The sequence below is a fragment of the Alcanivorax sp. genome (assembly GCF_040118815.1).
GTDB lineage: Bacteria > Pseudomonadota > Gammaproteobacteria > Pseudomonadales > Alcanivoracaceae > Alcanivorax.
Window position 1 is genome coordinate 69348 of record NZ_JBEDTC010000019.1, and the last position, 13538, is coordinate 82885.

Sequence of the window (13538 nt, forward strand, 5' to 3'; positions counted from 1 at the left end):
ATCGTGATTACGCCGCGTGGCGGGTATTCACATCCTGTGCACGGCTATCGCCACGCAGCTGCCAGTAAAGTTGCAACCAGGCGCGAAGCACCGCAGGCAGGAAGTAAACGGCGAACAGAATAACCGGAATGCGTGCTTCCGGCGTCGCCATATCCACCAGGTAGATACCTGCTGCGTACGCAGCCAGCGCAAACACCAACTGCAACGCTCTATAAAGCAGCGGCTGAGCCTTCAAAGGCGACAGTGCCTTCTCGGAAACTTGCCCTGCTGACCGAAAGATCGTGTTCATCATCCTTCTCCTTCAATGAACGACAATGCTTTGATCAGCGGCCTTCTTGATACGTCAATCTCAAGGCTCGCTGTAAAGCCATTGTGTGGTACACAATATTTGAGCCAGATGTTCTTGGGTCGCTTATGGCTGCCAGACCATCTCTTGCTCAACCTCACCACTGGCCGATGTAACTTTACCGTGATGACACCGCTATAGTGCGCCCGAAAGATGACAGCACAAGGTTATTAGGTTGGATTGTCAGACAATAAATGGGTATTCAGGTAACACTTTTCACGTTCCGATTACAAAACGAACAATATTCATGCCGCCAGCCACCAATACATGGTCAGTTCCGCCGTCACCCAATAACTCGCACGAGCACACATTGAAATCGACTTCCCCACCCCCATCCCTTAGAATGAACCCATCACAGGGGCCGACCTGGATTCGACGCCGGTACTGAATTCTGTGGTGCATGCCGAGAAGGTCACGAGTCTCGTAAATCATTTGTGGCACATTAAAGCAATCGCTAACGACGATTCTTACGCACTAGCAGCTTAAACCCTGCTTATCGCCAATCGACCCTGCCTATGGGGAAGAGCGGCGAGCATCGCAACATAGGCTCGCAGCAAAGTCCGCCCCGGATGGCGCTGTTAAAACTCTTAGGGGCCCGGCCTTCACGTCCTGCCAATTGGGCTGTGAAGGCTTAAATTAATAAATTTGGCTAAGCATGTAGATCTGCAGATGGATTGCTGACGGACGCGGGTTCGATTCCCGCCGGCTCCACCAAACAGCAAAAAAAAGGGCTGCCCCGATGGGGTGGCCCTTTTTTTGTCGCGTTGCGGCTGCCTGATGCCTGATGCCTGATGCCAATATGATACTTCCTAAAAAACTGGTAGCGAGTCACCAGCTTCCGCGTAACAGCACTCAACTACTTCTTTCAACTGGCTATAGTCCAATGCATCCAGAAGGATCACAGTCCCCTTCGCCCTCAAGCGCTTGATGGCTCGACGGTTAATAGATTCCATTTGACCCTTTCCCACTGAGGCAGCCGTTTTCAGCCAAGAGGCACCAATTACTCGACAGATATCCGAACTACCAGCAAGGCTTGGCCTCTCCATAATCGATACAAAAGAATCCTCAGTCAGGTTGCTGAGTAACACCCAACGATTATTACTTTCCGGCCCCAGATCAAACGCCTTCGCTCTTAGCCATAACCGATGAAAGCAGTCTCTCCTTCCTCCCGTACAGCGAGAAATACTAAACTTTGGGAAACGCCATTTCACGACATCAGGCAGAAGCACTAATGAAATAAATGCCCAGCTTTGAGGCCGCAAGGCCTCTCCCTCTAGCATGTCCAAGCTCTCACCAAAGAAGATACATAACTCTGTATCGAATTTAGACAGAGCCGTTCGCTGAGCTTTGGCGGGATACCCACAAGATTCCGCAAGTCCACGTATTCGACTAGCCATCTCCTCAAGCTCGCGGGGCTGAATACGCCTTCCACCCACAGCTGCAAAAGTCTGTTTCTGGCAGGACGTATCGCTTCGGCCACGAAGTTCTTCTACGCTCATGTCAGAAAATGACTCCCACAGTGAAGCAGCATCAGCGGGAGAAAGCCTAGGATAAAGAACCGTCATCTCATACTCCCGCGGTCAAACCACGAAGTGCAGTATGCACTTCTGCCGGGGATTGCTCATATAGTGCCTTGATATCGGACAGGCTCTTGCCCGGCAAAGCGCCCAGAAGCCAACTTCTGGCGACCGCCCCCAAAGACCCCTCGGGGTGCTCGCCAGCATCAGATATAAACTCATCTGAGCACAACACGCTGGCGCAAATTTCTCCGGTTATCGCTGACATGACCTGCTCCACAAGAATGCCATCTCCAGCCTGGACCTTATCGAGAAACTCCTTGCGCTCTGAGTTCAACAGAAGTGTCACCGCACTATTGAATGAATAATGTAACAGCGCTGGCCGCCATTCCAGGTGCCAGGCGGCCCCGTTTGGAAGCTGGTAATGCTCAGAAAAGGCGCAATCGCGCATCGGAAAGCGACTACCCTCCCCCTCTAGGTCAAGAATCGTGTCATCCTGCCAACAAACAGCGCCCTTGACCGAAGGCGCCCAACGCGGACCGAAATCCAGATCTTCCTTCAATACCAAGCTACAGGTCAGCTTGATCTGCTCACACAGAAGGTTGCTATTAAGGGTTTTTAGGAACTCGCTACGATGATCGCCAATTAAGTCCAGCGCCTCCCGATGAATCACCTTTCTCTGCCTTAAATTACTGACATGCAGGGTATAAATCAGCTCAAATGACGCGCCAGTATCCGTGAGCTCCAGCTCATCAAGCAATCTTGGTCCGTCGATATGTATCTCTCGGCCCAAAGTCAGGGGGGTATCATAGCTCCAGTCTGGGACCGCACCACCATCCTCAAGCCAGAGGATTCGATCGTCATCTTTCTTTTGATACCAGCTGCCTGCATCCAATGCGACAGAGTTCGACCGGAGCACGGTATACGGCAGAACAACATTCTTCCTCATGACTCGACAATCTCTGGCGTAAAGCTCACAGCACAATCAGCGGGAATCGTGATACCCACCCAGACCGTGCTTGCAAGATTAGAGTCAACAATGAGCCTCTCACTCGTGCCAAGAAGCTCCTCATCTTTATTGAGCCAGGCCCGGATTTCTGGACGCGTCCCATCTGGGGCATCGTCGCTGTTCTCGCCATCTATAAATACTTTTGGATGCCCTGAAATGGTGATCTCCCGCGATTCAGGGCTCTCAACCTCAAAAGAAAACCAAGCTAGCACCTCCCCTTCACTCCACTCTGCGGGACCATAGCCCTCAAGATTTGTAATTCGCAGAGACTTAGGCTTTCTCGGAGAATTTCCTCGCCTACCCGCTCGTCTTGAAGGACTCAGCCCGTCACCAATGGCGCCAGCAAGCAAGGCCCCCATCCTGCCAGACACTCTAGCCAGTTCAGCACCCTGTCCGGCCGTGTCTATCTGGGCTGTGCCCGCAACCTGCTCCATATTTTCCTTGATTCGCCGAAGCGCCACTCGCACAAAAGTTTTGGCATTGCCCTTCGGCATTGATTTCGGGCACCAATCATCATGGGCAGGAGGCTCCGACATCGCAAAGGCATGCTCAACGTCATGTTCATCAGTGCAAACAAATACACCTCCCCACTCCGCTACAGGCGGCAGGAGGTTGCCATCCAAATACTTCACCACCAGTTCGGCTGGCCGCATCAGGGCAACATGGCAGGCAGCCTCTGGAAACATGTCATCATCCTGGGGACCAAATCCCGGAAGACGCAGCCCCCTTGGCTCCTTTTCGATACGCAAGAGACCGAGGTGCTTCTGCGGCCGCAGGCAATCAATGTTAATACCCTCCCCCCCCTTCAAATTTCTCAAAGCAGTGGCAAAGATATCGAGTGGCGGGCAATCGTCAATATCGGGGAGAACCATCTCCTCACCGTTAAGCATAGTGCGAAAGGCCATGGAGGCCCCTTTGCCCGGATAAGTAACCATTTTAGGCCAGAAGTTCCACAGTAATGCCCGCTGGATCGCATTCATCACCTTCTCCGGCTCATCATCCATTACCGGATCCAGAATCATGATACTCGTGCCGTAATCCTTTTCTTCTCGCTCCAATGCTCCAACCTTTCGAGCGACGGACTTGGCCGTATTTCCGGTGGCAGGATCAAGCCCTTCTCCCGACAGGTCATATTTACCCCACCAGTGGCGGCCTGTGTACTTCCCTCTGTTCGCCCCTCCTTCAACAATAAAGCTGGAGGCCACTCGACAGGCAATCAGCCGGCGCTCATTCCCACCCTTGAATCGGGTCTGACTGTCGATAATGATCGTGCCCAAACGACTCAGGCTGTAAAGAGAAGATTTTCCATAGCCATAGGTGCCTCCACCATGAACGGTGTCTCGCGGGGTCCCCACATTACGCACAAAATCCACGAAATCACTGTCTTCATCTTCACGGGTAATAACTGAAGCATCAGTAGGCCCTCCCAAACCGCTGGTCCCTATATCTGATAGTTCAAGAACCCAAGGCCTCTCCTGTGCAAGGAACCCGGCAAGACAGTCAGAGGTCTCTTCTGGCACGTAATCTGCGAATATCACTTCACGTACCGTCTGCATCTCTCCATCATTCAACTGGCGGAGATGCACAATAAACTGAGGCTTATTCCGCCCGACAGTTGCATCCCATGAGTTCTGCACTGCCTCACGAATAACGGTCTGAAGCTGATCAATTGTTGGAGTACCCAACAAACGCTTGATACCTTGGGCAGACATATTTCCGAACCGGGAATACTTTTCGGACTGACGCTCAAACGCCTTCATGATGACAACCTTTCAGAAAGACTCCCTGTAGATACCCTGTATTCTTTTGCTTGATCCAAATCAAGCTGATAGTTGACCTGTGACACACCTAGGGGCAGGCCATCAGGGAATGAGGTTACTATAACGCGAGGAAAGCCATCACAAACTTGGTAGGATTGCGCCTCTAGTAGCGTCCACCTAAATGCATCCCATGCATCTGCACAAGCTGCACTGTATCCTATTAACTCCAGCTTCTCTTCGAAGTCATCAACGGAATCAAGCCTTAACTTTATGGCCTGCACCAGCTCGCTGACGCTTGTTCCTTTTCCCGGATCCTCTTCCAGCCGATAAAACATAACAAAAAGACTTTCTGCATCGTCTGTAGCCAACTGCGCCAAGGAATGAATGGTTACATTTCGTCCCATTGATTGCTGAGTAGTCTTAATTTCAACGGCTGCTTGAGGAAACAGAAAATCTCTCCGCGCACCCGTTGGCCCCGTCCAAAAATCGACTGACTCAGAATTGCAGTCAAGAGCCTTACTCAGGAAAATGAGCTCCCCCATCAACCCCAAAATACGGCTTTTTTCTACCGCATGGCGAGAGCGGGTTAGAAGGTTACGAAATTCATCAATCGCTTCAGCCAAAGCAGAATGACCGCCCTCACCATTTCGGATACGGCCACATATATTTTCTACCAGATCGAGAAAAACGCTTTCTAGTTGCTTATCCCTGCTGGATACCTGGAGGAAAAAACCTGTTGCCGAGCTGGTACCTTTGTACTGGGCATACTCCATAACAAGCCCTTCAGCCTCTGGCAATTTTTTTCTTAGCTCTTCAGATGACACAGGCAAAAGCAGCATTGGCCGATCATGCCCCCCAAGCGCAACCCTCACCTCCGTTCCATGAACGAATGTTGAGCCTACAGGACTGGACGGGACTCTCAGCTCAGAGGAGTATCCAGCCCTGTCCTCCCTCAAAGACCTAATGCTGCTCTCAAGACTCATGACGCACTCACCTCATCCAGTTCTTCCTCGTCAGAAAGATCAGCCTCCTCAGGCTCTGGAAGCACTACCTCTACGTAATGAGACGCCTCATCATCCCCCTCCTCCACTTTAGGAAAAAGGATTCCCATGCCCATGACATGAGCCGATGCCCCCAAAGGATGTCGTTTTGATTCAATAACCTTGCCAGAGCCTTTCACTGTTCGCTCCGCAGGCGCAGAATCCTTATCGATGGGATACAACAGCAATAGCGGTACATTCATGCCACTACGCACCCTCTCAGCTTTGATTGCAGCCCAGCTCTCTGTACCAGGAACATAGTCATCCATATCGATGGCTATATCACCACGAGACATGAGGGCCTTGATATCTGCATCGCCATTCACTAACTCTTGAAACATTGAGCGGTTAATGAGCGAAAGACCTGACAACCCCCTTATCTCCGTTTCTGCCAAAAGTCTATTTCCCCTAGGCTGAACAATTCCGATGTTCCAGTACTTTAGGTTATCACTCGACTGTTGCTTTCTCCTGCTGATATATCTGAGCAGGTGGTTTGCATTACACCCGTAATCAACGAGATCAGCATGCTTGCCATGGATAACATAAGAGTTCAGGAATGTTTCCACCAGCTCCCTGTCCACGCCACGCAGAATGACACCACGGTCTACATGTTCAAGGGAAGATGCTTGAGCTGCCTGATTAACCAGCAGCTCAGCAGCGCTCCAGTTGCTATTAAGGACTCTCGTATTCTTATGCTGGAAACAGGTGGTCTGCCGATGTTCACCTGCAAAACTAAATCTGCAGCGTCTTGCTGCGCGCATCTTGTTCCTTGCTGTTATTGCCAACCCTGGAATCTGTCGAATCTTTACTGCTACATCCAATGGAGTTATATCAGGCTCTTCCTGTTCATAAACCCGAATTTTTTCCCGGATATCCGCTTCCACTGTAGCCAGTCGATAAAAATTTTCTTGCATCTGCGCAGTCATCCAGACCCTCGGCAGATCCTCATATCCCTTTCTGTATCCAAACCACCTACCCATCTGCATAAGGGTGTCGTACTGCTTGGAGGTGCGCATGAAAAAGGAACTGACCAAACCTTCCAGGGTCAGACCGCGAGAAATAACATTCCCTCCAACTGCTATATAACGTTTCCCGCTTTCCCCCTCTGCATTTCCATAGTCAAGATCATCATCGGATTCCGAATTGACAACCACAACCTCAGCAGCCCGGACAGCAGTATGTAAATGTGGCACAAGATCCGTTATATCTGGCTCTTCATAACCATAGAGCGAGGGAGGAACCTTTGCCATTTCTCGATCCAGAAGATCCTCAATAGTCTTCAGATAGGATGATGACCTCTTTTCTATCATATCGCGACGATGCTGAAGAAGCCTCGTTACTTCACGAGCAATTTGGCCATGGACCTGACGAAGGTGAGAAGTGTGATATAGCATGGTTGAGTGCTCATCACACTGCCCACGGAGCTCCCGGATCGCTGTCGCCAGAAGGAAATAATCAAGGGCCTCAGCTGCAGATTCCGTTAGCTCAAAATCGGGATCGTCTTTGGACACGGAAAGAGAGGGAATCTCCTCTTCCGGTATAAGCCTTATGACGTCTAACTCCTCATCCTCTCCAAGTGGCTCCTCTGCATCAATTAGGTCGCGGCCAAACAAACGCTCCGCACCAAAGTATTCTTTTGGTTTGGGAAGTGTATAGATGAAGTCCTTGGGATACAGATCCAATGGCTCGTCAGGCTTTACCGATGGGTCGATGAGGACATTGGCAAATGGCGTAGCTGTGTAACCTACATAGCTATGCCTGGGCAGGTGATTCATTATTTCCCGTATCAGGCGATTAAGCGTGGTGATCTCATTATCGCGACCTGCAGCATTGATTGAGGCCTGATCACACTCATCATCGATGATAAGAACAGGAGTATCATTTTTTGTATTAGCGGAAGTGTTGCTCAGCTTTTCAACTATGCGCTGAAGAACATCTTTCTGCTTCTTGACAACCAGAATATTCCGTTCAGAAGGATTGAACTGAAACCCCGGATTTGTAGGCTGCAGCGTGAAGTCAGCATCTTCCGTCGTCCAGCGATGCCACTTTTGCGCTCCCGGCCGGAGTATCAAATCTGACTCGATTCTTCTCTGGGTCTGCTTTCTGAGCTTCTCGACCATACCTGTTAGAATAATCACCAACTTGTAGCCCGCATCAGCAGCCTTCGCGATTACAGCCGTCATATTGGCAGTCTTTCCGCTCTGAACATAACCGAGAACCAGACCTCGGGACTCATACCTTGGTGTACCAGGGTTGTACAGAGAAGCAACTACGCCACTAGAGCTCTCGTCAATGCTGGGGATCGTATTCTCCCAGCCCTTCTCCATCAGAAACGATCTGTAGGCATCCCAGTTTGACGATTGGGCGCTGGGACCACTGTACCAAGGCATCCTTCTGGTTCGAACAGCATTTACCCTAGTCAGATGGTCAATACTCTGAAGGCTGGCTGCGACATTCTTTCTGGCCTGGTCGAGGTCTTCAAACGCCTCAGTCGCGGCAAAATACCCCTCAAGCTGATCGCGAACAGAGTCAAAAGCCTGTTCCAGCGTCAACCCCCTGTGCTGGATCTCCATATTCAGGTTGTCTTCCAGCTTTTTTATTCTTTTATTGGCGCCCATACCCTCTCCTTCATAAACTAAATTATTCGCCCTCCTTTATCACTACTCGAACCAGAAATCCATGATCCCAGCACGAATGCACCTAGTCCAAGTCTTTAGCAAACCAGGAGAGACAGCCCCCAATCTTTCCGCCCAAATTATTAGACCCAAACGCAACTGACCAGTCTAATAGTCAGCGAATCAGATCAAATACCACTCCAGCAAGCTGTTTAGCAAGGAACGGGGGCACTGCATTTCCCACCTGCACATATTGCTGTGTCCGGTTACCCTCAAAAAGATAATTATCAGGAAATGTTTGCACCCTAGCAGCCTCCCTTACTGTCAGCGCCCTACACTGCGTCGGATCGTAGTGAATAAAGTAATGCCCATCCTTCGAAATGTGGCTGGTCACCGTTGTGGCTGGCCGCCCCTTTCTTTGCACTCTGAATCGATCAGCAAAGTGCCCAGACTTCCAGTTTGCGTGGGCTGGCGCAAGACAATCTGGGAAGTCTGCCGCTTTCGGGATTGGATTTTCCGCTACTGAATACGCCTCCGCCCAGCAGGCACTGAAAAAATAGCGCCCCAAGTCGGATTCCATGTGGCCACGAGACTCGTGATTCCTAAACACCTCTTGCGGGTCATCACTAAGCCAAGCCTTAAGGCCCATGGGTATATCTGTTGAAAAGGGTGTCTTTTTCCGTTTCTTGCTAAGAGTCGGATTCCGGGATTGTAGCTTCTCTACATTTCTCTCAATGCATGCCACCAGATCCGCATTGCACCCTTGCCGGCCCAGCTCTCTAATCATAGAGCGAGCCTGATCCTTAATAACCTCTTCCCAAGCTTCAGGACTGTCAGCCATCTTCGACAACTTGCTCCTCAGCGGGGGCATCCCAGCGAGAACACTCTCGATTTGGACAGGCTCCTGCGTTGCTATCAGGCTTGGGGTTCGATCAATATCTGTGCACACCCCTAGCAAAATCACTCGATGACGAGCCTGCGGCACACCAAAATTTTCAGCTTTGATAATGTAATCAGAATCATTGGCATACCCATTGCCGGATTCATCCCATTCATCAGGCTCAGCCACAAAAGAATAGATTTTATATTCCTTACCGCCGACCCGAGCGTCCCTCACTGCCTTAGAAGGGTTCTTCAAGTCTTTTTTGATAGAAGGAAAAATACGCTCACCTCCAACCTGCGAGGTTAAAATTCCCTTCACGTTCTCCATGACGAATACTTCAGGCTGAATTATAGACAGCACCTGCAGATATTCCTGATACAGGAAATGCCGATTATCCGCTTCGGGCTTATAGCCTTTAATCCCTTTATTCCGTGAGCGCCCGGCGAGCGAGTACGCTTGACATGGCGGGCCACCTATAACCACCCATGGCTCTCCTGCTTTCTCTTTCACTAATTCTCTTAGACGCTTGTGAATAACTTCATTGTCTTCACCTAGCGCTTTGGGGCCGCCCAAAGACTCGATATTTGCTTCCTGCCATGCGTCTGGCACCTTTGCTAGGAACTCAGATCGATCGGTATGTCCTGCGAAATATTGATGGTAGTGTCTGGCGTCTCCAGAGCCCTTCAATAGTCGGTACAGAGCCCTTAGAGAGAGCGTCTTGTGAGCGCTACCCTCTTTCTCGACAGACATACGAATCCGGAAGCCACCTTTGGATTTTCCCTTTGGCTCGAAGGCACTAAAGCCTTCACCTAGACCTCCCGGGCCCGCAAAAAGGTCTATCACATTGATATTCTTTGACATTTTTTAAGCCAGATTCTATTAGTTGGGCTAGCATACCAGGAAAGCAGGTGTATGCCAGGAGGCATTAATTGTGACTGATGTCGTTGATCGGAAAACCCGATCAAGAATGATGTCCAACATCAAGGGGCAGAACACAAAGCCAGAGCTCATCATACGATCCGAGCTTCACAGGCGTGGCTTCCGCTACCGACTTCATGAGAAACGCCTGCCCGGCAAACCAGACCTGGTTTTCCCCAAATACAAGGCAATAATCCAGATCAATGGCTGCTTTTGGCATGGCCATGATTGCCATCTATTTAAATGGCCCAGTACCAGACAAGCGTTTTGGCAACAGAAGATTGAACAAACTCGCATGAGAGATGCGGCCAACCTTGTCGAATACCGAAAACTCGGATGGAAGACGCTCACCATCTGGGAATGCGCCCTTAAGGGCAAAAACATGCTGGGTATCAAGGAAACAATCGAAACCGCTGTGCGCTGGCTGCAGTTTGATGAAAATGACGCCGAAATTAGACAGAGACCCGCGGGTCGGCCAAATTGATGGTTCTGCAGCCGCACCCGATCACCCTTGATTAACTTGTAGCCAAGCATTCCCACACCGCCTGAAAACCGGCATCGTAAATGCTGTTCCCGTGTTGGTGCTCCATCCGGACAAAGATATTTTCGAGCTTGCGACAGGCTCCAGCAGTAAACATCGGCTCTCCGCTCTCGATGAATACAATGGTTGATGGGGCATCATCCGGGTGAAAGGCCATCCCTCCATTCGCCATTACATATCACCACTCGAAGAGCCCTGCTTTACTTTCATCGCCCCAGTCAGGAATATCCTTTTCACTAAACATGGCAACCTCCTTTGCTGCGATACTGCACATAAAGACAGCAGTAGTAAAACCCTGATCCGCGCCTTCAATCCTTTCTGCCAAGTGCCTGTCAACTTCTTTTGACCCGTCTTCGCCTGCCCCCTAAGCTAAAACCCAAGCCTCCAACGCACGGATAACAATAATGAAGCTCACCACCCTCACCCCTCCCCTGGAATCCCTGCACACCTCCTCCGACGAGATTCTTCTGGTCTCCCTGATCAGCAGCGACGGGATGCCGGTCGTGCACTTTGGTGAAGGGCTGGATTTTGATGATCAGAGTGCGCTGTTCTTTGAGATGAAGAAAGCCTGTGACCGGGTACTGGAGGGGCTGAAACTGGGTGATAGCGAGGAGGTGTTTATCCGTTGCCGGGAGGGCTGCATCAGTATTTGGCCGGTGAAGGATATGGTGTTTGCCTGCCTGGCGAAGCCAACGATCAATTCCCAGCGCATGCAGATGCTGGTGTGGAAAACCGTTTCCCAGTTGAGCGGGTTAATCTGAATATCGCTTACCGCCCTTCACGACCAGTTCTCATTTTTTCTGCAGCCCAATAAAAGCGGGGCTTACAGGCCCCTGAATCATTTTCATAGCAACAAAAATCCTACATCCCGCCCATGGAGAGATACACGGCGTTTCCTTAGCGTTCTGAAACTAACGTACTGGAGGGAACACAATGGCGCGATCGACATTCAAGGCCGCGATACTGGCCGCTATTATTGGGGGTAGTGTCATATCGCCTGCCTGGGCCGATGACAACACCACCGAAAGCCCCGCTGCCGGGGACATTATCCAAAACCAGTATATTGTCACTCTGGTACCGAATATTACCGAACAGCTGGGCCTTAACAGCCTGACCACGGCCATTCAGACGCTGCTGGCAGGCATTGGTGGCGGCGAGGTGCTTTACACCTATGACAACGCCTTATTGGGCATGACCGTAAGGCTGACGAACCTACAGGCTAGCCTGCTCGGCATCCTGCCCGGTGTTATTTCTGTTGAGCCTGACCGCGTAGTGACCACGGTGGCGGTGCAGAATAACGCCACCTGGGGGCTGGACCGTGTGGACCAGCCAGCCCTGCCGCTGGATAGCAGCTTCCAATACCCGGATAGCGGTGGTCGGGATGTGAATATCTACGTAGTGGATACCGGGGTGCGCACCAGCCACCAAGAGTTTACCGGCCGCGTAGTGCCCGGACGTAACTTTGTCAGCGACAACCCTCTGAGCTTCCTGTTTGGCGGCAGCGTTGATCCTGAAAACTACGAAGACTGTAACGGCCATGGCACCCATGTGGCCGGCACCGCTGCCGGCAGCACCTATGGTGTTGCGAAACAGGCTAACGTGGTGCCAGTAAGAGTCCTTAGCTGCTCTGGCAGCGGCAGCACCTCTGCTGTTATTGCCGGCATCGACTGGGTTGCCGGCAATCACCAAAAACCTGCCGTTGCTAACCTGTCGCTCGGGGGCTTCACCTCTACCGCACTGGATACTGCCGTCGCCAACGCCGTCGATGCTGGCGTGACCATGGTGGTTGCTGCAGGTAATGACAACACCGATGCCTGTAACGGCTCCCCTAATCGGGTGCCTGAAGCGCTGACTGTCGGCTCCACGACGCGTGACGACGCACGCTCTTCCTTCTCCAACTATGGCGCCTGTGTGGATCTATTTGCACCAGGCAGCGACATCACCTCGGCTTGGTATCAGTCGGACACCCAGACCAACAGTATTGATGGCACCTCCATGGCAGCCCCGCATGCAGCCGGCGCCGCCGCCCTGTATTTGGCCGCCAACCCCAGCGCCACGCCTGATGCGGTAAACCTGGCTCTGGTAAACGACACCGCAACAGGGGCCATCAGCAACGCGGGCAATCAATCGCCTAACCGTTTGCTGCAGATCACTCAGCAAGATGGCTCCGGGGTTGACCGCCTGCCGACCGCAGCCTTTACCGCTGATTGCCAAGGCACGGTTTGTCAGCTGGATGCCAGCGGCTCCAGTGATGATGTGGCCGTAGCAGCCTGGGACTGGACTCTGGGTGACGGCAATGTGGCCAGCGGCGAGCAAATTAGCCATGACTACGGCGTGAATGGCGAGTTCACTGTCACGTTGACGGTTACCGATACGGCCAACCAAACCGGCAGTACCGATGAAACACTGAGCGTTGGCACAGAAACCTCTCCCTGCCCGGACTGCACAAGCTATGAAGGCCAGCTGAATAACGGCGGCTCCGTGATCCTGCCGTCCAACGGGTTCAACTTCTCCGGTGGGCAAATTGACGCCTGGTTGTATAGCCCCGCAGGGGCCAGCTTCACAGTCACCCTGCAACGTCAGAGCTGCTTCCTGTTCTTCTGCGGCTGGAACAATGTAACGTCCGCCAGCCCGCAAGGCGGAGTAGCAGAGATCCACTCCAGCGCGAACAGCGGCTACTACCGCTGGCAGGTACAGGCCCAGAGCGGCTCCGGTGCCTATACGTTGCTCACCAACCCATAAAGTTTACTGTTCAATATTTGCCGGCGTCTCCCTCCTGGGGCGTCGGTTTTTTTGTGCCTTAAAGAAAGAGACGCTGCATGTATCACGCTTCACGTAACACCGTGACAACACCTCTCGCCTCTACCCTGGAGAGGGTGGAACCGGCCGTTTTTGTAGGAGCGGTGGTT

At 51.7% G+C, this 13538-nt stretch carries 11 protein-coding genes and 1 other RNA gene; 4 read left to right on the forward strand and 8 right to left on the reverse strand.

Annotated elements, in window-relative coordinates; genetic code table 11:
* Positions 1 to 7: 7 nt before the first annotated feature.
* The gene (locus ABNH18_RS14235) at positions 8 to 292 is read right to left on the reverse strand and encodes a hypothetical protein (RefSeq protein WP_349383466.1); all 285 of its coding nucleotides are present in this window, start codon (positions 290 to 292) and stop codon (positions 8 to 10) included.
* 411 nt (positions 293 to 703) lie between these two features.
* On the opposite strand from ABNH18_RS14235, the gene ssrA reads away from it, so the two are divergent.
* Positions 704 to 1060: a transfer-messenger RNA gene (gene ssrA / locus ABNH18_RS14240) on the forward strand.
* Between the two features lie 95 nt (positions 1061 to 1155).
* Here ssrA and ABNH18_RS14245 read toward each other — a convergent pair.
* The 6 genes from ABNH18_RS14245 to ABNH18_RS14270 form a co-directional block, all read right to left on the reverse strand.
* Positions 1156 to 1911 carry a DUF6339 family protein gene (locus tag ABNH18_RS14245; protein ID WP_349383467.1) on the reverse strand — a complete coding sequence of 252 codons (756 nt, stop codon included), beginning with the start codon at positions 1909 to 1911 and terminating at the stop codon, positions 1156 to 1158.
* Between the two features lies 1 nt (position 1912).
* Positions 1913 to 2812 (reverse strand): hypothetical protein, encoded by a 900-nt coding sequence (locus ABNH18_RS14250; RefSeq protein WP_349383468.1) that lies wholly within the window; start codon positions 2810 to 2812, stop codon positions 1913 to 1915.
* Entirely contained in the window at positions 2809 to 4632 is a 1824-nt protein-coding gene (locus ABNH18_RS14255) for a hypothetical protein (protein WP_349383469.1), read from the reverse strand. Before ABNH18_RS14255 ends, ABNH18_RS14250 begins: the two co-directional genes overlap by 4 nt.
* Positions 4629 to 5615 carry a PD-(D/E)XK motif protein gene (locus ABNH18_RS14260; protein ID WP_349383470.1) on the reverse strand — a complete coding sequence of 329 codons (987 nt, stop codon included), beginning with the start codon at positions 5613 to 5615 and terminating at the stop codon, positions 4629 to 4631. Before ABNH18_RS14260 ends, ABNH18_RS14255 begins: the two co-directional genes overlap by 4 nt.
* Positions 5612 to 8290: a Z1 domain-containing protein gene (locus tag ABNH18_RS14265; protein ID WP_349383471.1), complete on the reverse strand. Its 2679-nt coding sequence runs from the start codon at positions 8288 to 8290 to the stop codon at positions 5612 to 5614. The genes ABNH18_RS14260 and ABNH18_RS14265 overlap by 4 nt, the downstream gene beginning before the upstream one ends.
* A 172-nt stretch (positions 8291 to 8462) precedes the next feature.
* The gene (locus ABNH18_RS14270) at positions 8463 to 10031 is read right to left on the reverse strand and encodes a DNA cytosine methyltransferase (RefSeq protein WP_349383472.1); all 1569 of its coding nucleotides are present in this window, start codon (positions 10029 to 10031) and stop codon (positions 8463 to 8465) included.
* A 70-nt stretch (positions 10032 to 10101) separates the two neighbouring features.
* Between ABNH18_RS14270 and ABNH18_RS14275 the strand changes: the two genes are divergently transcribed.
* A complete protein-coding gene (locus tag ABNH18_RS14275; protein WP_349383473.1) occupies positions 10102 to 10572 on the forward strand; it encodes a very short patch repair endonuclease in 471 nt (156 codons plus the stop codon).
* A gap of 235 nt (positions 10573 to 10807) precedes the next feature.
* Here the strand turns inward: ABNH18_RS14275 and ABNH18_RS14280 are convergent, their stop codons facing one another.
* Positions 10808 to 10954, reverse strand: coding sequence for a hypothetical protein (locus tag ABNH18_RS14280; RefSeq protein WP_349383474.1), 147 nt, complete (start codon positions 10952 to 10954; stop codon positions 10808 to 10810).
* A 79-nt stretch (positions 10955 to 11033) separates the two neighbouring features.
* On the opposite strand from ABNH18_RS14280, the gene ABNH18_RS14285 reads away from it, so the two are divergent.
* A complete protein-coding gene (locus ABNH18_RS14285) occupies positions 11034 to 11390 on the forward strand; it encodes a roadblock/LC7 domain-containing protein (protein ID WP_349383475.1) in 357 nt (118 codons plus the stop codon).
* A 172-nt stretch (positions 11391 to 11562) separates the two neighbouring features.
* A complete protein-coding gene (locus ABNH18_RS14290; protein ID WP_349383476.1) occupies positions 11563 to 13371 on the forward strand; it encodes a S8 family serine peptidase in 1809 nt (602 codons plus the stop codon).
* The last annotated feature ends 167 nt before the right edge of the window (positions 13372 to 13538 follow it).

Bases quoted from the DNA above. Each gene is read 5' to 3' on its own strand.
- ABNH18_RS14235 (WP_349383466.1), bottom strand. From the start codon at position 292: ATGATGAACACGATCTTTCGGTCAGCAGGGCAAGTTTCCGAGAAGGCA.
- ABNH18_RS14245 (WP_349383467.1), bottom strand. From the start codon at position 1,911: ATGACGGTTCTTTATCCTAGGCTTTCTCCCGCTGATGCTGCTTCACTG.
- ABNH18_RS14250 (WP_349383468.1), bottom strand. From the start codon at position 2,812: ATGAGGAAGAATGTTGTTCTGCCGTATACCGTGCTCCGGTCGAACTCT.
- ABNH18_RS14255 (WP_349383469.1), bottom strand. From the start codon at position 4,632: ATGAAGGCGTTTGAGCGTCAGTCCGAAAAGTATTCCCGGTTCGGAAAT.
- ABNH18_RS14260 (WP_349383470.1), bottom strand. From the start codon at position 5,615: ATGAGTCTTGAGAGCAGCATTAGGTCTTTGAGGGAGGACAGGGCTGGA.
- ABNH18_RS14265 (WP_349383471.1), bottom strand. From the start codon at position 8,290: ATGGGCGCCAATAAAAGAATAAAAAAGCTGGAAGACAACCTGAATATG.
- ABNH18_RS14270 (WP_349383472.1), bottom strand. From the start codon at position 10,031: ATGTCAAAGAATATCAATGTGATAGACCTTTTTGCGGGCCCGGGAGGT.
- ABNH18_RS14285 (WP_349383475.1), top strand. From the start codon at position 11,034: ATGAAGCTCACCACCCTCACCCCTCCCCTGGAATCCCTGCACACCTCC.
- ABNH18_RS14290 (WP_349383476.1), top strand. From the start codon at position 11,563: ATGGCGCGATCGACATTCAAGGCCGCGATACTGGCCGCTATTATTGGG.